This window comes from Stenotrophomonas beteli (genome assembly GCF_001431665.1).
Classification (GTDB): Bacteria; Pseudomonadota; Gammaproteobacteria; order Xanthomonadales; family Xanthomonadaceae; genus Stenotrophomonas; species Stenotrophomonas beteli.
This window is the reverse complement of record NZ_LLXV01000021.1, coordinates 1-20,210: the sequence shown is the minus strand read 5'-3', so window position 1 is coordinate 20,210 and position 20,210 is coordinate 1. Positions and strand designations below refer to the sequence as shown.

Here is a 20,210-nt window from a genome sequence, read left to right as displayed (position 1 = left end):
TTGGGGGAAGGGGCCAACCGCTGCGTGGGCCGGCCAGGCAGTGATAGCCTTACAGAACTGTCGCATGCGCTGCGAGTAACACCCGCCACGCTGCTCGGGTCCACGGAAGCAATGGTTGTGGCGTTGCACGCTTTCCATGGGCTCAATGGGGTTGAACAGCACCACGTGGTGGAAGCAATTCGGAAGTGGAACGACCTGCGTGCTTTGGGTGGTTCACTGTGTGGCGCATCGGTAGGGGGACGATAGGATGATCATCGCAGCACGGACGGTCTTTGATCCTTGGCTTGAATGCTGGCGTGTGTACGTCTTGGCCTGCAGCGATGGGAAGTCCGTCAATTGGAGAAAGGCTCCACCCGTTGCGAGGGATGGCGCTTTCTTTGCGATTGCCTCGCGCGACCGCGAAGAGCTTGAGGACACGTGTCGCCTGATGAACGAACAGGCCGCGCTTCAGATCGACGCCCTGGCGTCCGATGAGCAGCGGGTGTCACTCCGACTGAAGGCCGAGAAGGCGCTACAGGCCGCCAGACGTCTGGCTGAAGAAGAGGGCTTGATGCTTGCTCAGGCACAAGCGCGCAAAGCGAGAACCGTTTTCAATGAGGCTGATTTGGTTCTATCCGCCAAGGCGGAGGAGTATCGCGATCTGATTGTAGAGAAGTTGCGTGAGCACGCTTACGTGAAAATCATCTCCGTGCGGAGAGACAGCCGTCATCTGATCTTTGTAAGGCTAGAGGACGGGAGTTGGTCCGATCCAATGTGGGCCAATCGTAAGCTCCTAGTTGCATGCTACCGCGCGAGAATCGCCAATGGGTTTGATCTCAGTTCCTTGAGTCACTGGGGAAAGACCAAGGCCAAGATTCGCCAGATCTTGTTGCCCAGAGCGGCTCAGCTCCTCCAGTTGGAAGGTGTCAAACGACTCTTGGCCGATGCGCTTGCGAGGGGGCAGCGGGCTGTGGTCATGGGCTCGTTTGTTTTCTGGTATGAGAGCTTCAACAACGTTGGATGGCTGGTGAAGGAGCGTGCGGCGGACGGCACTGGAGGCGATACCGACGCTGTTTGGAGAGAGGGGAAGATCGTCTCAAAAAACCACGGTCGGATCGTGGTTCTTCCTTACACGAAGGACAATGGAGAGAACGTCAACGGTCATACGAAGAATTCAGCGCATGACGGGAAGGCCAAGCCCCGGCACCCCGACGACGTGGTGGAGATTCCCTTTGAAGAACTCAAGGGCGATCTCATGATCAGCCTGTTTGGGGAGCTGCAGTATGAGTAGCCCTGTGCAGTCGGAGTGCAACAGGGCGGGGGCCGGCACGCACGCTGCGTCGAACACGAATGGCGTCTGGATGATTAAGCGACAGACCGAGCGGCAGTTATGAATTGCAGCCTGCGGCTTTAGATCGGCCAGCCAGTTGGACTAAGGATATATGGGAAACTTCCTGGACCGATGCCGCATTCATCAAGGCCTTGGCGCGCTCCGGCGAGGTGTGTTTCCCCCCGGCTGCTCTCCCGTGGCGGCCATTGCGTAGCCGTGGGCTTGCTCATTGAGGTGCTCAATGAGATTGGACGACGGGTTGGGTGATGGATGAGCGTTCCCATCAAGCTCGATGAATTCGGTGTCCTTTGAAAAGGTTTTCCTGAACTTCTCAATTTCAACAGCATGTATAAGTTGAGCCAACCGGGGGCATCATCGCCCAGGGGTGTTGATGCGCCCACTGCCAGGACGTGAATAAGCTCGCATGTCGCTTCATTGCGAACCAGCGGCCTGCGATGTCGGTTCCGATAAAGCACTTCAGCGCTCCTTTTTAGTGGCCCCGCAATAGGCCCCTTGCCAGTGGCGTTGAGAAGCTTGAGGAGCGCTGCGTCGGCGGACGGCTTCATTGTTTTGTAATCGATAATGATGTCCTCTGCTTGGCTTAGCGGGATACAGAAAAATGAGGTGGGGCCATACGCGCAGTAGTGAATCCAGTCGATGTCGCTCGTCGCCACCGATCCTGCAATGTTCTCAGCGTGAACCAGAAGTCTTAAGGCTTGAGGTTCAGGAAGCATGACCGGCTCATCAGAATTAACGTCTTCACGATAAGGCGCAATCCTGTGAATGTTGACCGTGTTGTTACACGCGGCCAGTTTGGCCTGGAAAACGCCGGCACGGGCGAAGTTCTCACCGAACGTGATCATTAACGAAAAATCGGCGCCGGTAGAGCCTTCGCTCCTAACGTCAGAGCCATACTTGCTGTGTTGCGCCCACGATAGCCCTGGCCCATGGGTCGACTCAAGGCAATGCGCTACCCAGTCGATGGAGTTAATGAAAGCCCCCAGAAGCATTGATGTGATCTCTTCTTCCTGCTGAGGCTGTTGTGCATGCGCTTGGAGGATGCGGAAAGCCGCTATCTGTAATGCTGCGGCAAGCGGTGTCGGTCGAACAAGTTGGTGGACTGGTCCAATAACCGCTGAAATAAGGTGCTCAACTCTGGCGCTAATGCTGTCATCTGGACAGTCCTCGGTCACGCTTTGCATTCCTTTTTCGCTTTTGCAGAAGAGTCGGGTGCTGCAAGCGAGCATGCTTCAGTGCGTGACGAATTTCAAATCCTGCGATGGACCCCTCCCTGGCGGCCCATGCTATGGCCTCTTCTTTCCAGTTCTGGGGGAAGCAAAGAGAGCCCGTTTGTCGAAACATTACGCCAGGCAATGTCTTTCTTCTTCCGTCGATCCAGGCATTGAAGGCTGAGAGGTCGGTTGCGCCCAACGTTAAAGCCCGCTCTACGATGGCTCTTGCTAAGACTGCATCAAATGCCAAGCCACGTGCCTTCCTATCCCAGTACTGTACGGCTGCGTCAATCGAAGAAAAGTACTTTCTTGGGCAGGTCTCGTTGGTAGGTCCGGTTTCCCAGCGCTCTCTCTTTCTTTCATTGCATCGAATCAGACGTATTCCATACCGGCCCAGGTGGGCATTTGCTTCTTTGTACCTCATTGCCTGACTCCTTGTGGGGTGTCTGGCCTATTTAGCTGGAGCGCAGGTTTTGTCAATTGTCTGTGCTGGGAATGCCGCTGCTCACACTTGTGCTGAGTTCATGGATAAGGCCGCTCCTCGGTATCACGGCCGAAATCCACCAAGGCGCGAGAGGTTCGGGGCGGTGCGGTCGCAATCATTCCGGATATCAAAAGCTGGTGAGCGGTTCTCTTGTCTGGCTCATCTGGACATTCCTTTAGCACCTTGCTTGCAGGCGGGTACTTGGAGGAACTCTTGGAAGCGATCGAGGGGGGGAGTCGCTGCTTCCGTCACTTTGCTGCCGGCGGTGGCGGGTGGCCGATGGCCGGCTTGGATCAGTTGATCGACGGCCGCTAGGAAGGGTTCCACCGGCCGGACCAGCGTGGCTCGGGCAAATGCCGAATGTGCGCTGCGCTGGTGCTGATGGACTTGGTGGTTCGAGCGAAGGTTCGGCCGTTCGTCGAGCAGCCGCCCGCGCAACGTTCATCCAATGACTCCAATACGCGGGCCCAGGCGGATCAGCCGATTGGCAAAGGCAGCCACGTTGCGCAGCTCGAAGCGGTGCTTTCCGCCAGCCCTTGGCGCAGCCAGCCGAGGGCTACCGATCCTGAGAGGGCGTGGCTGCAACGCCAGCCCTCTGAAGGTCCCGTCGTGCCATGAGTCAAGCGAGCGTGCTGGGAAGCCGCGGTTCCAGCGGTATGCGGAAACCGCGTTGAGTCAGGCCACCGACTTGGCACTCATTTGATCAGAAAATCGCTCGCTGACTTGCCCTTTTCAACCAACGCCGCCAGCCATCTCGGTTGCCGGCCTCGCCCCGACCAAGTCTCATTTGGGTTGGCCGGGTTTCGGTACTTGGGCGCTACTTTGCTGCCGCCCGACCTCGCCGGCTTCCGGCCTGATGGCTTCTTGGTCCTTCCTGAAGCTGGACTTGAAAGATCTCCGTAGAGCTCCTCAATCGTGTAACCGTGGTCTTTGACGTACTTGTTGATCTTTGCCCGCATGGCCGCAGCCTTGGGGCGTGTCATTACTTTGGCCTGCTGCTTTTCCGCTTGGGCAATCAGTGATTTGAGTTCTTTGGCCGAGAGGCCGTTGACGTTTATGACCACGGGGCGATCCTTGATTAGACTGGCCTAGCGTAGTTGTAAAGGCGGATGGAAGCGAATTGTTGGGCATGGTGCCCGTCGCAGAATCCAACTGGGTCGTGGAGTCGGGGGCTGTGAGATTGGGCGCAGGGAGGGGGCCGGATATCCAATCGCGCCCTAGCGCCGGATCTGCCACAGGAGCGACAGGGCGTCAGTGGACAGCGTTGGGCGGTCCAAGTGGTGCCCGTAGCTCGATCCCTTCAGTCTTGATGGTCCGCAGTGCCTTTTGATCGCTGTCATACCAAGCGATTACCTCGCTGCTGGTGATGATGATCTCCCCCCTCCCAAGCAAGTGCTCCCCTCTCCAGATCTCGGTCAGCTTGGAGGGGCTGCCTGTCCTGAGCTGGTCAGAAACCCTTGCCGCTTTCGCTGAGCCAAATCGCTCGCCAGCGATGCCAGGAATGGTGGAGGCAATGGAAAGGAGAGCAGCTGCGCAGACGCCCGTGACCGCCACTCCGATGAGCGTAAAAAACACAACGATGGGCTGTCGCACCCAATAGGATCGCCGCATCAGCCAATCCCTCAGCCTTGTATCAGGCTTTGTTGGCGCCCCGGTGATGACAAGGAAGCCAGTGGCGAGGAGGAGAAGGGTGACAACCTTTGGCCACGGCACATCCTTGAAAAGCTCGGAGCCTTCCGAGGCCACGACGTAGACCCCATGTATGACCTTGGCATCGACTGGCTGAGGGAAGGAGGTTGGCTCAAGCCCCAGCTGGGTCAGGTAGTTGGTCTGGGATACATCCCCCGCAAAATGGAGGAGAAATCCCAAAATTGTGGCGATCGCGAGCAGGCTGCCGGCTGCAGCTGCAATGGCGCTGCCCGCACCCGAACCGGCGCGTGGCTTGCTATCTGCCCCTGTTTCGTTCGTCCTGGCCGCATTGTAGGCCTGACCTTGTTGCCGGAGGTGGCCTTCTGCAACTTGGCGCTGCTTCTTTCTCACTGTGGGACCTTAAGCGAACAGGGGATTTTTAACGAATTTCCAGTGCGTAGCCTAGCGTAGTAGGCAAAGGGGCACCTCCGGACTTTGCAGTCTTGCTGCCGAAACGCCGCGTGCCTAATATGATGGCGCGGTGGTCGGTGGCGCTTGCATGTGGCCTTCGCAAATGGAGGGGCCGGACTGGGCTCGGCTCATATCTGGATGACAACTAGGGGACGCATGAGCGACATGGAAGAGCGATTTGCAGAGATTGAACGGCGTTTGGCCTTGCTCGAGGCAAGACATGCCGTGCCGGCAGCAGGGGCCACTGACAATTCCTCCGGAACGCGTCAGGCAGAAGAATCCGTGGTGTCGATTGCGGTCTCGAACAAGCGATACGACCACGGTGACTACGAGGACCACATTTGGTTTGATTGCGTTTACACGCTTTCCGAAGAGTCCAAGCCCACCCGTGCAGTCAAGGGAGCCATTGAGTTCATGGACTTGTTCGGTGAAGTGAAGTTCCGGCTGAATGTGACCGTGAACTCTCCCATGAATCCGGGTCGGCCTCTTGCCAACCCTGGCATTGGATTCACCTTCAATCAGTTCATGCCCGAGCACCAATGGATGCTGACCACCGATCTCCTTGACATGAAGATCAAATTCGTCGCCTCCAACATGATCTACAGCGACGGTACATCCCAGGTCTTGGCTTGACGTTGTTTGCCCGTAATCAAGTCCGATGCCTTTAGTTGTTTGGCAGGGTCGCAGGGGGCGATTGGCTTCGCCTCACTGCACTTGGAATGGTGGCGGCCTGGTCGCAAATGCCATGTTGGTATCTACAGAGGAAAACAAGCAGTGCTGGGTCTTGTCGTCGACATGGGCGTGGATGGCAACTGAGGGCATGATTGACCGGTGAGCGCTTGACCGGTGTTATCGATCATGTAGCGTTCCGCGGGGAGAGTGAATTTGGACGTGAACAAGGTTGCATGGGATCTCACGGACAAGGCGCACAATGGCGGTTGGCTGCTCCGCTTGTTTGGACTTGTCCTGGTAGCGGATGTGATCTTCACGCTGTTGCTGGGCAGTGGCATTTGGGAGGGGAGGTCAGCCTCGGGCGATCAACCGTTCGTGTACTTGGCGGTGATCCTCGTCTACGGCGCAGTGGTGCAGGTCCTTGGTCCTAGCACTTGGATTGTCGCGCTGGAGCTGCTGAATTGGATCACAGGTCTCATACAGTCTTGGCTGCACGTGTCTCCCAGGCCGCGCCAACCCAGCCGACAGCGCCATGTGACCCGAGTCGACGCAGAACGCTGGCTGGCTCAGGAGCCCGACGCAGCCCGTCGGGAGCCGGTGGAGCGCCAAATCACTGAGCGGCGGAGAGCTCTGAAGCGCTGGCAGTCTGTTGTCCAGGCAGGGTGGGTCGGGGTGGTACTGGTGATCGCCGACGGGTACTTGCCCAGTTCGACCCTCAGCCAGCTCACGAGTTGGAATGCATGGACCCCCTGGGTGCTGGGTTTGCTGTCAGGGCTACCTTGTCTGATTCACCTTTGGGTTGGGCCCCCTGGGCACGACATGATCGAGCTGCCTTCGCTGGCAGCTGAGATCCGGTCCAAGGCATCCAAGGGCGCGTTAGCGTCTGCACGGGCATCAAACCGAAGGAGCATGGGAGTCTAGGCTCCGGCTGAAGGGAATCCGGTTCAAGCGCGTGTGCCTCAACTGAGGCCACGGCCGACGTGATGGCAATCCGCTATAGTGACTTGTGTTTTCCTAAAGGATCTGGGGGCCAATGCGCATGGAAGAGGATAATGAGTCGAAGTGGGCGAATCTCAAGACGAAGCGGGCTTGGAACAGCGCAGGTGAGTCGTTCAGTCCAGATGACATTGAAAACCCTGAAAAACTAGACGCCATGCGCGCCAACGAGCCGTTATGGGATGACGACCTAAACGAGCTGGTCATCTTTCCCAAGGGGGAGGCTAGGGCGGGACGAAAAGCCACCCGCGCGCATTTCAAGCTTAAAGCGGGGCAGCCACGGACGATCCTCAACAAAGACAGCGCTGATCCTGCGCACAACGATGCGATCAAAAGTCTCCACGATTCTCTGACTGAACTTGGTGCTAGGGCGGAGATCTACGCAGTAGCGTGGGGCACGAACAACAAGCGCGCCGACTTTAAATTGTGGGAGGAGCACGTCGCGAGCGATTACGTATGGCACTGCGATCCGGGCACCAGAATGTTGATGGCTCCAGGCCTATTCATCCAGCCAGACATCGTCGGCTTTGATTCCAAAAGGATGAATCGGACGGCTCGCAATCCCGGGGTGATCATTGAGGTCGTGCATCATCACTGGCCTGACCTCGAGACTTGGAAATATCTAAGGAGTCTGTCCGCGCTGAACTACATCGTGGTTTTCTACTTCGTGAACCATGCTTCTGGGCGCAACAACTACGCTAGCAAAATGGAGCGCTCGGGTACGGTCAATAGAGTTGTTGCAAGTCACTACCTTAAGGACGGTCAATTCTACAGTATGGGTAGGGTTGTGGGGAGCAGTGGTGATGAGGATATTTTTTATCAAAAGTGCGGGCGGATCGGGTTGGATTACGCCAAGCAGGCTTTTAAAAGCCAAGGGGTTCCGTCCAAGAAATAGCGTTGCTCTGTTGGCCTCAGCATCTCTCAAGCTCGAGGTGGCCGTCCGAAGAGCCGTTCATTTGATTGTGCACTGCTAACAAGTTCGACCGCGCGCCTCATGGCCTCGAGGTCGTTGCTCATTCGGATGCTCTCAAGCTCAATGAAGTCCTCCGATTGAGCCTGGTTCAGTGCGGGAGGGGGAGTGAGCGCTTCTGGTGTGATGCATCGGTAGACGTCAGATGCAACAACTTGGAATAGCGACCCGGCGGTCTCTATTCTGAAGCTGGCGATATACAGATGTGTTGTGGATCGGTAAGCATGGATGGTTTGCCATGGCGAATGAATGGGTTTGCCAGTCTGGAGGCGCAATTGCATGCCAACACCATGGGCGAGGATTGACTCATGAACGGCGGACAGATCGCCAGTTTGACTAAAGAAGGTCGCAGTCCAGCGTACTAGGTCTTCCAGTTGCGCCGGGGTGAGTTCGGTGCCCAGATTAGCGCAAGCCTCTTTCCAGTCACGCGTGGGTGTGAACCGGATGGCATTGGCGCCGAGAACGAGCGCATCCACCAAGTGTGGCTGGATATCGATGAATGTGCATTCGTGGGGAGACATGGTTTGATCGCAGGAAGAACTGTGGTGGTTATGGCAGTTCCTTGTCGATTGTCAACCCGACGCAATCCCCGATGCGCAATGAGGAGTGGAGCTTTCAAGGATAGAACTTGCCCGGGTGGCTAAGCTGCTTTGCAAACTGCCCCCTCTGGTAGATCGGCAATTCCACTGGTGGTGCGTAGCGGCTCAGAAGGTCGATCTGTTTCCTGCGAGCGAGCTCGGGCTTCTTGTGGAAGTAGGCCTCATGCAACACCGGGACCTTCTTGCTGATGCTGTGGCCGGTCAGCAAGGCAATGTCTTCGTCGGGCACGCCCTTGTGGTGGAGCTCTGTGGCGATGGTGTGCCGAAACGCATGCAGCCCAATACCTTTCCCGAAGCCCAGGCCCTTCAGGTAGGTGCTGAACTGGTTGAGCGCCGCTTGGCTGTAGCGTTGGTTCGATTCACCCGTCTTGCGGTTCACGCCGGCGGTCAGGTGGGGGAACAACCGGGGATGACCGCATGCCCGGATATCGGCCACGAAATCGAGGAAGCCCGCATTGAGCACTGGGGTGGGGATGGGGAGGGTGCGAATGGCTGCCTTCCCTTTCAGGCGCTGACGGCTTCGGTTGCGGGTCTTGTGCGCCAGGTCGGGATCGACGGTCTTCTGGATCCGGATGCACCAGACGCCGGCCTCTTGCACCACGTCTGCCAGTTTGAGCTGGGCGATCTCGTTGATGCGCGCCCCCGTGCAGAGCCCGAGGATGGGGAGCCACCAGCGGTGGGGGTATTTACAGGCCCATGGAACATAGGTCTGCGGGTCGAAAATGCGCTTGAGCTCTGCATCGTCAAACAGACGCTCGGGCCTATTCGGATCCACGACCAGGTCCTTCTTGATCTCGTCGAAGGCGACCATCGGAGAGGCACCGATGGCCTTCGATTTCTCAAGCTTCTTGAAGAAGGTCGACAGGAAGCGCCTGTGCTTCTCAAGCGTGGCCGGGGCTGGTGGGGACACGTTGAGTTGCTTTCCGCGCGCGACCGCTTGGTCGTAGGTGAACCTGCGGTACTCAGGATCGGAGAGCAGGCGGTCTGGGGCCCAGCGAATGAGGTCCCACAACTTGTAGATGTGAGCGTGGTCGATGCGGGTGACAGGGATGTCCCCGCACGTCATTAGAAGCAGCCGAAGGGTGCGAGAGGTTGCTTCGACTGTCTCTCTGGCCAGGCAGCTGTAGTCGCCGCGATTGCGGATGTAGTCGTCAATCTCTACGGAGAGTGTTCGTCCAGGTGTGCCCACGGGCAGCGGTTCGGGATACCGGGTGCCGTTCTTGGTCGAGCGTGCGCGGCGGGTGCGCTCATAGGCGGCGTTGAGAATCTCCTGGGCCTGGATCGCGGCCTCTCGGCCGGTGACCACCAGCTTTCCTATCCGAAACCTGCCGACGCGGATGTCAAACATCTCCAGCGAGCCGTTGGGATCGTCCAGGTAGGATTGGAGGGGGCTTGGGGGTTGAGTCAACGGCATTGCGGGCTTCCATCGTTTCGATGGAAGTACAGATAAACCAGCCTCAGCAATCGTCAATGGAAATGCGCCGGCCGCGTACCGACCGTAGGCATCTATTGTCAGCCCCCATTACTGCTTCTTCAGGAAAAGAAAATTACGCAGGAAGTGGATGACTTCAGTTCTTGGAAATCAAAGGCTTGCATGGAAAAGTATGGTATGCAATCGCAGTCATTACCGTACTGTTTAATTTATATAAGCTAACAGCGACATTTGGATTGTTATGTTAGTTCTGTACGGATGATAAACGTTGCGGAGAATTGAGGGCTGAGAAATCACCTTGGAGGCGGAGCTGTGGCGCAACGAGTCTGTCCATTGTTTGTGATTGCGATCCTCTTCGCGCCGCTGGGAGCCAGCGGTGGGGCGCCCACTAACCCCGAGCTGCGCGCGGGACCTCCCGCTGACCACTGAGGGTGAGGAGAGGGTGCTCAGTGCTGTCGATGCGGCGCACACCGCTCGGCTGAAGGCGATCGCTGCGGCCCATGGCTGGCCGACCGTGGCGCAGGTGGGCCAGGACGGGGCGGACGCGGCCTGGCTGGTAGCCCAGTATGCCGACAAGGATCCGCCCTTCCAGCGCTCTGTCGCGGAAGCCATGCAACCCTTGGTGGCCAGAGGGCAGGACAGAACATGAAATCACGCCTATCTTTGGGGCCGCATCGAAACGGACTGCGTTGCGATCGAGGTCTAGGCTGCTGGCATTTTCGAGTGGGTCTACGTCGCTACCCTGGTCCAGTGCTTCGGACGCGTCCACCGAACGAGATTTGCGGGTCCGCAGGAGCTCTTGAAGGTGCGGATCGCAGGCCGAGCCTTGCGCAGGCAGCATAATCTGCGTCTACAATGCGCTGAATAGGGATGGGGGGGCTATCCATGGACCAGCAAGTCGAAGCAGCGTGTACTGCTCTGGATGAATTTACTTCTGCGGTGGAGCGGACGTTTAATGGCGTGACCAATCCGCTCCAGCAGCAGATCGGTTGGATGGCGCCTGCACTCACGCCACAGGAGATTGCCGCCGTTCCGGCGCGGTTGGCTCAGCGTATCAGGGATGCGGATCTCGCTTTCGATGAGACTGACCCCGACGAGCAAGATCAAGCGGACTTGATCGCCAGCCTTCCCACCCAGCTCACCATACTGACTAGCAATCTGGGCAATCTTTCGGGCGGTAACATAGGTCAGGCAGGTTGGGCGTACTTTGAGACGTTCAATCAGTGGGAGCGCACTCTTTTTCCAACTGGCGTGTGGGCCGAGCCCGATCCAGAGACGCTGCCAGGTCGGCTGCGGCGTCAGCTGAAGCTGACCAAGAAGGCATTGGATGCCATTGTTGTGGATCGAGAGGCTCTCCAAGACCAGTTGGACGAGATCAGGCAGGGGGCTCAGCTGATCGGGGATCTTCCGGTCGATGCTGAGATGATTGCTAACGCACGCAAGGACGTTGCAGCAGCACATCAGTCTGCAGTTGAGGCAGCGTCGAAGTCGAAAGCCGCAGCAGATGGTGCTGCGTCGTCTTTCACCCGGATGGAGGCGTTAGAGGTTGAAGCCAAGAGGGTACTGGACGGGATCGAGGCCGTGTATCGCGCCACGACCAGTCATGCGCTCGCTGAGGCTTTCAATAGCAGGGCTAACGCGCTTCGGGTATCGGTTAGGTGGTGGGTCGGCCTTTTGATCGGTGCACTCGGCGCTGGCGCGTACCTTGGCTACCTCAGAGTCCAAGCAATCTCCGAACTCACAAAGGACCCGACAAGCCAGCAGTTCATGTCATTGATCTGGGTTCAGGTCGCCCTTGGGACGCTTTCCCTTGCCGCGCCACTGTGGGTGGCTTGGCTGGCTACGCGTCAAATAGCGCAGCGCTTTCGCCTAGCGGAAGACTACTCATTTAAAGCGTCCCTTGCGACGGCCTATGAGGGCTACCGTCGCGAAGCCTCACGAATCGATCCGGAATTTGAAAAGGACCTATTTGGGTCGGCGCTCCGCCACCTTGACCAAGAGCCGTTGCGTTTCATGGCGGAGACTGATCATGGAAGCCCTTATGCGGAGTTTTTCGCGTCGCCAATGTTCCGTGAAGCTCTGAAAAAGGTTCCAAGCCTGTCTGAAGACCTTAAGGACGTAGTGCTAAGGGCTGTCAGGCGAACTGAGAGTCCTAACAAGTTTAGGTCAAAGGACCCGCCTCACGGGCCTCGCACGGCGGACGATGATCAGCAATGAGGCGAGTTAAAAGATCGCGAGCAATAGCCACACTCATCAGCAGGTGAGCTCATCTCCCGTGGAGCAGCGCATTGCCTTCAGGCAATTTAAACCACGGAGAAACATGATGAGTGGACAGAAGGCTGCCCCGAGAGGTAAAGCCCCTGGCGGCGGTAGCGTCCGAGGGCAAGAGCACCCGCTGCAATGGGGCTTGATGCGCGGCAGAGCAGATCCGCCGCAATTCTATACCGCTTAATTTCTGTAAGCTAACAGCGCCCTTTGGATTGTTTGGTTTAGTTCTGTAGGAATGGTAAACGACGCCGTGAAATCGTGGCTGAGAAATTGCTTGGGAAGCGGAGCCGTGGCGCAACTACTCGGTCGATCCTCGTCGCGTCGCTAGGTGCAACTGGTGGGACGCCCACTGACCCAGGACTTCGCGGCGAGATCATCAGGCGGTCCGGACCTTCGGCTGCCCACAGAGGGCGAAGAGAGCGTGCTCAGTGCCGCCGACGCGGTGCACATCGCTCGCCTAAGGCGAGCGTTGCTGCCCGAGGCCGGCCTACCGTGGCAGGTGGGCGAGGACGGGACAGACGTATGATGCAGGGCTTATCGGGTCACTAGGGCTAGTCGGCTCGCGCTCCCCTCCAGTGCCCTGCAGGTGGCATGCTTGGATGAGGATTTATTAGGAAGCTATCTGAATGGAATACGAGCGTGTCGTAGGTCTGAGAGATGAGCTGTTGGATCGTTTCGAGTTGCGGCCGAGACCTGTCCCGGAAATGCGCTTCTCACGAGGTGGTGCGAGGTCTCGTTGGAGGGCGCCGCGTGCGCAGATCGCACTCGGCATAGCGCCAGGAGCGCGGCAGGGCGACTTTTATCTGGCTGTGCGCCCGCAAGGCGAGCAGTCTGTGATTCCGCAAATCGTTGGCGAGATTACTGAGATATGTAAAGGCGAGGTTGATATCCAGCCTATGGAGATTCTTAGGCCGGAAGGTGCTGCTTGGTTGAGGGGGAAGAGCAGGCCCATGCGTGTGGGTGTAAGTATCTCTAACATAAAGGGAGCCGCAGGGACCCTTGGATTGTTTGTCGAGTCCGAAGAGATGGACGGACAATTCATTTTATCCAACAATCATGTCCTTCTGGATCCTGCCGGGCGGGGCGAGTGTAGGATTATTCAACCTGGTCGCAATGATCTAATTAAGTCAGCTGATGTAGTTGCTGATCTTGTCCTATGGAAAGATGTGGTCGATGCTGCAATTGCCAGGATAAGAGATCCCGAATCCGGGCATGTCAACAATATTCCTGGGCTTGGATCAATCACTCAAGTTTCTAATGTTCCTGGATTATTTTCGGGGGTCGCAAAGATTGGAAGAACCACCGGTCTAACCTACGGCCGAATACTGGGTAAAGGAATTTGCGCCGTGAGTGTTGCGTGGGACGGGGGTGTTGCTTTTTTTGATGATTGCATTGAGGTTGGGGCTTTCCCGCGGAAGTTCTCGAATGGCGGAGATAGCGGTTCAGTTATATGTGATTTGAAGGGAGGGGCGTTTGGTCATCTTTTCTGTGGTGGATGGCGGAGGCGCTTTGGTGTGCGGGTTTTGAAGGTTACTTATGCTACGCCATTGACAACGGTGTTTTCTGAGTTAAAGCTGAGGCTATTGTAGGGAGTGGGGGGCTTATGAATGTTGATCCTGAGGTTCAATCGATCGATGGCTCGATAGGGGAGCTCTACGACCGGGTATCCAAGTTGGCGCAAATTTCTGGGATCGGGCTAACATGGCATTGGCGTCTCGGGCGTCGAGCTTTTTTGGTGAATGTCTTTAAGAGGGTTCCGCAAGGTTTGCCGCGGTCATACCGAGGAATTCCAATTGTCTATCGTGCAATTGGAAAGATCGTGCCTGAGCGGTTGTGATTCGTGGTCAGGCACTTGGTGTTACCAGGCTGAGGGGCGAGAGGGTGCCCTGGTCATGGCTCCAATGGTGATGCTGAACGAGGATCTGCAACCTAGACTAGGCCATGGGCTTGAGTAACCCGTTTGGGGTTTGGGTGGCAATGCCTGGGGCTGAGGGCGTAATTGGCAACTGGGACTATCGGCTCGCACCAATTGACGACCTGGTGCACTATCCGAACTCGCAAGCGAGCCATGCAATCGCCTCTTCGAAGTCCAGCTTCAACGATGCATACGAGCGTCTCAGAAGGCGTGGAGGAAGTACGCCGTCCCACTTCTGCGTGACCAAGTTGTTTGCAGAGTGAAGAAGCGTCTCTGGCGATGGTAATGGCATCTTCGCCACCCGCCCGAGCACCTTGATGACATCATCGAGACTCCTAGCTCCCTTGGAGATTTCCACGCCCAGCCTACCGGCCTGAGAAGTGAATCCCTGGGCGTTCAGGAGGCAGGCGATGGCTTCATTTGCGGAGTCCCCCAGCCATGTGAGCAGCAAGGCATCGGTACCTTGGTCGAGGAGAACCTTGCCGTCCAAGCGCAATTGACGGTAGGCGCTTTGCGCCTCCTGCAGGAAGCGAGAAGCAGTGGGGTCCAGGAAGTCTGGTTTTATCTCTTGCTGATACAGTCCACGCATCTTTTGACGGACCTGGGTGTGGACCTGCCCGCCCGTTCCATTGAAAAGAGGCGGGGTGCCGCCTTTCGCCGCAGCCACGTAGATCGTTTTTTGGGCGTCATCGATCTGCTCGACGAGCCAAGTGCGACCGCCAAACAAGATACGCTGGCCGACGGTCACCAGTTGGGACACGGGGAGCGTGCCTAGTGCCTTGCCGGCGGCCACGATCCGGAACTCTTCGTCGACGCTGAAAGCGGCGTAGAAGGTGTAGTGGTTGACCAACTTGTCGCCGACCGGGCCGTGGAGCAGCAAGCCGGAGCCATCTTGAATCAGAACCTGTTCTTGGCCAAGGTGGCGAAGTAACTCTGCGAACGCGTCTTGGGACAGGCCGTGGAACGGTCCTTGATCTGCGCAGAGCAGCTGATACGCTTGAGCTGCCTTAAGTCCGCCGTATTGGGCAATGGAAGAAAGCAACTGCTGAACGAGCGTCGAAAGGTGTAGGCCGTTGACCGAAGGCGGTTCAAACCACCTCTCCAGCAGCAGCATGACGCACGCAGTGGACTGAACTGTGTCCAGTCGAAGCCTTGTCTTCAACGTCGACTCAGCGTCGATTGCATCCTCGATAACGTAGCCGCGCAACACTGCTGGCTCTCCAGGGCGGCGCCCGGAGCGACCAAGGCGTTGGCGAAGGCTGGCCACGGAAGGTGGTGGGCCAATTTGCGCGATGCTTTTCACCGCTCCGATATCGATGCCTAGTTCCAGGGTGTTCGTGCAAATTGCGCTTGCTGGACGACCCTTTTGCTTCAGAGCGGCTTCCGTGTCCGTGCGTATTTCCTTGGACAGACTCCCATGATGTGGCCAGAACTCTCTCGGCCGGCCGTCCTGTTCGCTCAGCAGGTTGAGGAGGTGGGTGTAGCGTTCAACCTCCCTTCGGCTATTGGGGAAGATCAGATTGTTCGTCCCTGAAAGGACTCGGTAGAGGTGCTCGGCCAGCGCAGCGGGAGCAGCCTGATTCTCGTCGGACCCGGCGTCAGGTGCGGGTTGTTCGTAGCCCTTGATGATCAGTTGGAGATCATTTCCGGCTGATGAGGCGTTGACCAGCGCGGGGGCAGCCCCAACACCCGGGCGTAGGAAAGCCCCAGCGCTCGAAAAGTCACCCAAGGTTGCCGACAGGCCCAGGCGGGGATTCCGCCGCCGTAATAGCACGTCGATCCGGTGCATCAACGATTGGAGCTGCTTTCCGCGCTCGCTTCCAATGAACGCATGGAGTTCGTCCACGACAACGTAGAGGAGCTTTGAGAACGCGGCGGCCATGGAGGTTCCGCGGTTGCAGAGCATCGCCTCCAAGGACTCCGGCGTGATCAGGAGCACGCCACGGGGGTGTTTAAAGAATCGCTGCTTGGTCGAGCCCGATATGTCTCCGTGCCAAGGCCACACGGGGACTTCAAGGTCCTCGCAAAGCCGCTGCAGCCGTTCAAATTGGTCGTTGATGAGCGCCTTTAGAGGGCTGATGTAGACAATCAGGCCCTCCTCGTCGGTGTTCAGAAGGTACGTGAGCGCAGGAAGAAAAGCGGCCTCGGTTTTTCCCGAGGCGGTGCTGGCGGCGATGATCACGTCACGGTCGGCGGTCAGGACGAGGGGAATCGCCAATTCCTGGACCTCACGCAGCGCCTCCCATTGTTCGGTCCAGAGGTAGCGCTGGATTCGAGGGTGCAGCGATTGGAAGGCGCTGGAGGCAGTCATCGTTAGAGCCTGAACGACGCCAGCTCGTCGTCCTCTTGAACGACCAATTCGCCGTCGCCCCCGTGGTCAGCTGCCACCTCGACCGATCCAATCAGGTCCTGCCAGCCCACGCCCGGGTTCTGCTCCAAGACGGCCAAGAGGTTGATAAACGCGGTGATCGTCGTGCGCGGGGTGCGGAAGAAGCTATCGCCGATTCGATTGGCGCAGTGGGTCATGAACTGGTGAATGGCATCGTCGGGCAAGAGATACTTGCCCGTGTCGCCGGCAGCGTAGACATGGCGAATCTTGGTGAGCAGGACGTAAAAATCTTCGGCCGTCAGGCTCGACAGTCGAACCACAGGGCCGCTGAAATCCACCAGTCCGTTGGTGGCAAAGGTATTCTGGGCCAGGCGGCTCTGAAGAGCTTCATAGCTGTAGACGCCGCGGCGGGTATCCATCAGGAAGTCCGGGGTGCCGCCCAGAACAAAGCCAAGGCCAACCGCAGAGCCCTGCAGGGAGTCGTTTAGCATGCGCAGGAGCTGCTCGTAGTTTGCATTCCGGGCCTGGGCGTTGGCCAATTTGTAGAGGTTGACCAGTTCGTCCAGGCAGACCAGTAGGCCGCTATAGCCCGCCAGTCGAACAAAGCGGCCCATGAGCTTGAGCTGGTCGTAGACCGATGCGTCGTCGACGATGGTTCGGACGCCCAGCGCTGCACGCGCATCCGTACGGGTGGAAAATTCGCCACGCAACCAACGAATGGCATCGGACTTGAGCTGCTCGTTGCCTTGCTCGAACCCTCTCCAATAAGCGGCGATCACGTCGGCAAAGTCATAGCCGTTCACCAGTTCGCTCAGCTGCTCGAGCTTCGCGCGAATGACCTCCTCGGTGGATACGCCTTGCGACTTGGATTCGGCCACTGCGGTCGAAATGAACTTCTCGACCACCCCGGGCAGGGCGCCTCCGTCGGGCTTGGTCCGAGTGGCCAAGTTCCGCATGAGCTCCGCGTAGAGCGACCGGGCCTGCCCCCCTGAAGCATGCAACCGCCTGTCGGGATTCAGATCCGCGCTGGCCACGACGAGCTTTCGCTCCATTGCAATGGCGCGAACGAGGTTCAAGAAAAAGGTCTTGCCTGCGCCGTACTCACCCACCACCAGGCGGAAGGACGAGCCGCCATCGGCGAGCCGATCGATGTCACTGACCAGGGTTTGCACTTCACGGGCGCGCCCGACTTGGATCAAATGCTGACCGGCGCGTGGAACGACGCCGGCGCGCAGCGACTGGATCACCGTGTCGCGGTCCCTGGAACGGATTGGGCTGCTCATTGCTCGATCTTCTCAATGAATTCGGGGTTGATCTCCAACGGGTCGTCGCCGTCGGAGAAGGGGATGTCGTAAGCGTCGAACGACGCGTCGTTGATTTGTTCAAGCGCGCCGTCGAGCATCAGCTCCATGTCTGCCGCGCCATCTTCCAGTTCGGCACGGGTCCAAACCGGGCGCGACAGCATCAGCCGCAACAACGCGCTGTGTGCTTGATCAAGCCCTAGCAACTGACCAGCACTCTCCACCTCGGCACCCACCGCTTCCGCCGGCGCGTGATCAGGGGGAGTCGCTTCCTCGTCGGTGAAAATGTTGGCGAGCAACGCGGAGACTTGGGCTGTGTCCCGCTGAAGAGCAGCGATCCGGTCGGGATCGAGTTGGAAGGCGCCAGACGCAGCCTTGGGCAATGCGCTTGGGGCTTTGGACGGGCGTGGGGCATGGACGTCGCTGAACACACGAGTGGGATCCACGCCCAGCGCTTTGTAGACGCGCTCCAAGAACCGGACCTCCTCTGGAGAGACCATTCCGTCGACCTGGGCGAGGGTGGCCATGGACCCGGCGATGGCGTCCTTGATGTCCTCGCTGAGCGGATCCAGCTTCTTGCGCAACGTAGGCAAGGAAAGCGGTGCCATCGCCAAGAGATCAAGGTGCGCGCGCAGCCGCCGCCGGTCACCCTCGCTGAGGTGCGTCCAGTTCTCGATTTCGCGTGAAAGGTGCTCGAGCTCGTGGGTGCTGAACGCGCCATCAGATTGGGCAACCGTTGAGCCCAGCTGCAGGGTCAACTGGGCGGTCTGATAGGCCTGGGCGTCGGTCTTGTGGCTTTGGTCTGGGAGCATGGCGAACAGAACGATCGGATCGTTTTCACCAGGCACGCGCGCTCCCTCCAGCACGTTGGGTTCGATCCCAACCCCGGATTGCTCCAATGCCCGGGCGAGATCCCGAATTCTGTCTTTGGCCAATGGACCGCCGACGAGGCCAAACTTGCCCAAGAGGTCGGACTGCCGAAGCGACAGGTTTCCTGCTTGGGCATCTGAAGCGATTTGGGCAAGCACCTGTTGCATGGAGATTGGCCAGATCTCCGGTGGAAGAAGCAAGAGGCCTTCCAGAGATTCCCTGGCCTCCGGCGTCTTGCCAACCAGACGGCTAAACGACGCAAGGTCTTCGGTGCACTGCACGACAAGCTCTTGAAGCGCCTTCAACGGTCGCCGCAACGCGGTGACATCGGGGATGTCACCAAACGTTCGGGTCCCGGCCTCGGTTCGATCGAGCACCGGGTTGAAGGGGCGGTGCGTGAACTTAAGCTTGGTGCGGTTCTTTGGCAGTACAAGGCCTGGGCCGAACGTCTCCTGATATCGCAGCGCGAAAAGCCGATCAAACTCTTCTGCGCAACGCTTCGCGGCGGTTCGCATCGGAATCTCGGGATTGAGGCGCACCCAAGCCGTGGCCAGGGTGGCCGGCACGGGAGCGCGATCCAATGAGCACTGACCCAAGGCCAAGCGGATGTAGAAGGGCAGTTCGTAACTTCGCTCGAACGTGGGGAGCGGGGCGTTGTAGATCTGGTCGCCTGCCTCCGACAAAGCCATCCAGTCGAGCAGGCTGTTGACATGCCCGTGGATGTGCGGATGCACGGCAGCATAGGCAGAGGACAAGCGGCGAAGCATTGCCTCAATAGCGGGCCAGTCTTGTTTGGAAGCCGGATCGCTCACCGAGTCCAGCAAGACGCGACGCTCCAGCCCAAACATGAACAATCGGACGTATTGGATCGCGCAGCCGGGATCGGTGCGGTCCGAAGCAAGCCACTTCAAGTAGGCGTGCCGTTCCGCCGGTTCAAAGTCTGCGTAACCACCCCAGTAGCGCGTCGTGGATCGGTAGTCCCCGTATCGACCGACACCAAGAACGCCGTTGACCAAGCTGGGCTCTTGCTCGCGCGTGCCAGGTGTGGCCAGCCGCGGGCCTGTGTAGAACAGACCACCCCGGATGACGATGCCCGCGATCTCGATCTCATCGTGGGGGCCAAGCCAGCGGGTTTTGTCCCAGCCCTCGGGAGGGCGGGGCACCGCGTATTGCTTGGCCGGCGCTTCGGAGTCCATGGCCACCTGCCGGAGCTCGTCGGGCAGGGAGGCAGGCGAAGCACGCGATGGAAGTGGGGGCGGCGTCGTCATTGCACTTGCGTCGTTGAGTCCATTGATCGTCAAGGGAGGCGCAGAGCGCTCTGGCGCCCTCATGTTCGGTGGCGGGTGTGCTCGCCCATCACCGGTGCCCGTCAAAGGGGCACCCGGGGTAACTCCTGCGTTCGTGGCGGGCTGGGCCAGGGGCTCGGCCAGCTCACCTTGCGAACTCACGGCCAAGCGCTGGGTCACGGCACGCTTCGCCGCAGCGAGGTTGCCCGGGCGCGCGCGCTCAATGTCTTCCACGTCGGGTTGGTGGGGGTAAGGGGTCGAAGGGTTTGGGGAGCCCACGGCCGTCAGCACCCGCGCGGCGGACTCGATGGCGAGGCGCATGCTCACCGCAGCCTTGGCCTCTTCCAAGTTCCCAGGACGGGAGGGTGAAACAGCCTCGGCCGGCCCTCGGTTCGACTCCTGCGCGGGGGCCAGTGGCGGGTGGGGCACGGAATCGATGGGCCGAGC

General features: G+C 58.6%; 14 protein-coding genes. 6 read left to right on the top strand and 8 right to left on the bottom strand.

What is annotated here, in order from left to right; all coding sequences use genetic code 11:
* The first annotated feature begins 247 nt into the window (after nt 1-247).
* Nucleotides 248-1,270 carry a hypothetical protein gene (locus tag ARC23_RS04395; RefSeq protein ID WP_152985196.1) on the top strand — a complete coding sequence of 341 codons (1,023 nt, stop codon included), beginning with the start codon at nt 248-250 and terminating at the stop codon, nt 1,268-1,270.
* 119 nt (nt 1,271-1,389) lie between these two features.
* On the opposite strand, the gene ARC23_RS20705 is transcribed toward ARC23_RS04395, so the two are convergent.
* From ARC23_RS20705 to ARC23_RS04390, 3 genes are all read right to left on the bottom strand, one after another.
* Nucleotides 1,390-2,511, bottom strand: coding sequence for a hypothetical protein (locus ARC23_RS20705; protein ID WP_152985172.1), 1,122 nt, complete (start codon nt 2,509-2,511; stop codon nt 1,390-1,392).
* A gap of 1,209 nt (nt 2,512-3,720) precedes the next feature.
* Nucleotides 3,721-4,089: an H-NS histone family protein gene (locus ARC23_RS20300; RefSeq protein ID WP_080393013.1), complete on the bottom strand. Its 369-nt coding sequence runs from the start codon at nt 4,087-4,089 to the stop codon at nt 3,721-3,723.
* Nucleotides 4,090-4,276: 187 nt separating this feature from the next.
* Entirely contained in the window at nt 4,277-5,065 is a 789-nt protein-coding gene (locus ARC23_RS04390; RefSeq protein WP_152985195.1) for a hypothetical protein, read from the bottom strand.
* 216 nt (nt 5,066-5,281) lie between these two features.
* Here ARC23_RS04390 and ARC23_RS04385 point away from each other — a divergent pair, with 216 nt between their 5' ends.
* Nucleotides 5,282-5,758: a hypothetical protein gene (locus ARC23_RS04385; RefSeq protein ID WP_057496119.1), complete on the top strand. Its 477-nt coding sequence runs from the start codon at nt 5,282-5,284 to the stop codon at nt 5,756-5,758.
* A 1,072-nt stretch (nt 5,759-6,830) separates the two neighbouring features.
* A complete protein-coding gene (locus ARC23_RS04375) occupies nt 6,831-7,688 on the top strand; it encodes a hypothetical protein (protein WP_057496117.1) in 858 nt (285 codons plus the stop codon).
* A gap of 26 nt (nt 7,689-7,714) precedes the next feature.
* Here ARC23_RS04375 and ARC23_RS20700 read toward each other — a convergent pair whose 3' ends face one another.
* A complete protein-coding gene (locus ARC23_RS20700; RefSeq protein ID WP_151458200.1) occupies nt 7,715-8,284 on the bottom strand; it encodes a hypothetical protein in 570 nt (189 codons plus the stop codon).
* 94 nt (nt 8,285-8,378) lie between these two features.
* Nucleotides 8,379-9,776 (bottom strand): site-specific integrase, encoded by a 1,398-nt coding sequence (locus ARC23_RS04370; protein WP_057496116.1) that lies wholly within the window; start codon nt 9,774-9,776, stop codon nt 8,379-8,381.
* 460 nt (nt 9,777-10,236) lie between these two features.
* Between ARC23_RS04370 and ARC23_RS04365 the strand changes: the two genes are divergently transcribed.
* The 3 genes from ARC23_RS04365 to ARC23_RS20695 all read left to right on the top strand — a co-directional run bounded on the left by ARC23_RS04365 (nt 10,237) and on the right by ARC23_RS20695 (nt 13,651).
* Nucleotides 10,237-10,443 (top strand): hypothetical protein, encoded by a 207-nt coding sequence (locus ARC23_RS04365; RefSeq protein ID WP_152985194.1) that lies wholly within the window; start codon nt 10,237-10,239, stop codon nt 10,441-10,443.
* A 236-nt stretch (nt 10,444-10,679) separates the two neighbouring features.
* On the top strand, nt 10,680-12,011 hold the full coding sequence (locus ARC23_RS04360) for a hypothetical protein (RefSeq protein WP_141057183.1): 1,332 nt from the start codon (nt 10,680-10,682) through the stop codon (nt 12,009-12,011).
* 884 nt (nt 12,012-12,895) lie between these two features.
* A complete protein-coding gene (locus tag ARC23_RS20695) occupies nt 12,896-13,651 on the top strand; it encodes a hypothetical protein (protein WP_152985193.1) in 756 nt (251 codons plus the stop codon).
* A 456-nt stretch (nt 13,652-14,107) separates the two neighbouring features.
* Here ARC23_RS20695 and ARC23_RS04355 read toward each other — a convergent pair whose 3' ends face one another.
* From ARC23_RS04355 to ARC23_RS04345, 3 genes are all read right to left on the bottom strand, one after another.
* Nucleotides 14,108-16,288, bottom strand: a complete 2,181-nt coding sequence (locus ARC23_RS04355) for a DEAD/DEAH box helicase (protein WP_057496113.1) — start codon at nt 16,286-16,288, stop codon at nt 14,108-14,110.
* 2 nt (nt 16,289-16,290) lie between these two features.
* Entirely contained in the window at nt 16,291-17,589 is a 1,299-nt protein-coding gene (locus ARC23_RS04350) for an ATP-binding protein (RefSeq protein WP_057496112.1), read from the bottom strand.
* Nucleotides 17,586-20,210, bottom strand: a 2,625-nt coding sequence (locus ARC23_RS04345) for a tellurite resistance TerB family protein (protein WP_057496111.1), incomplete at its 5' end; no start/stop codon positions are given. The genes ARC23_RS04345 and ARC23_RS04350, both read right to left, overlap by 4 nt.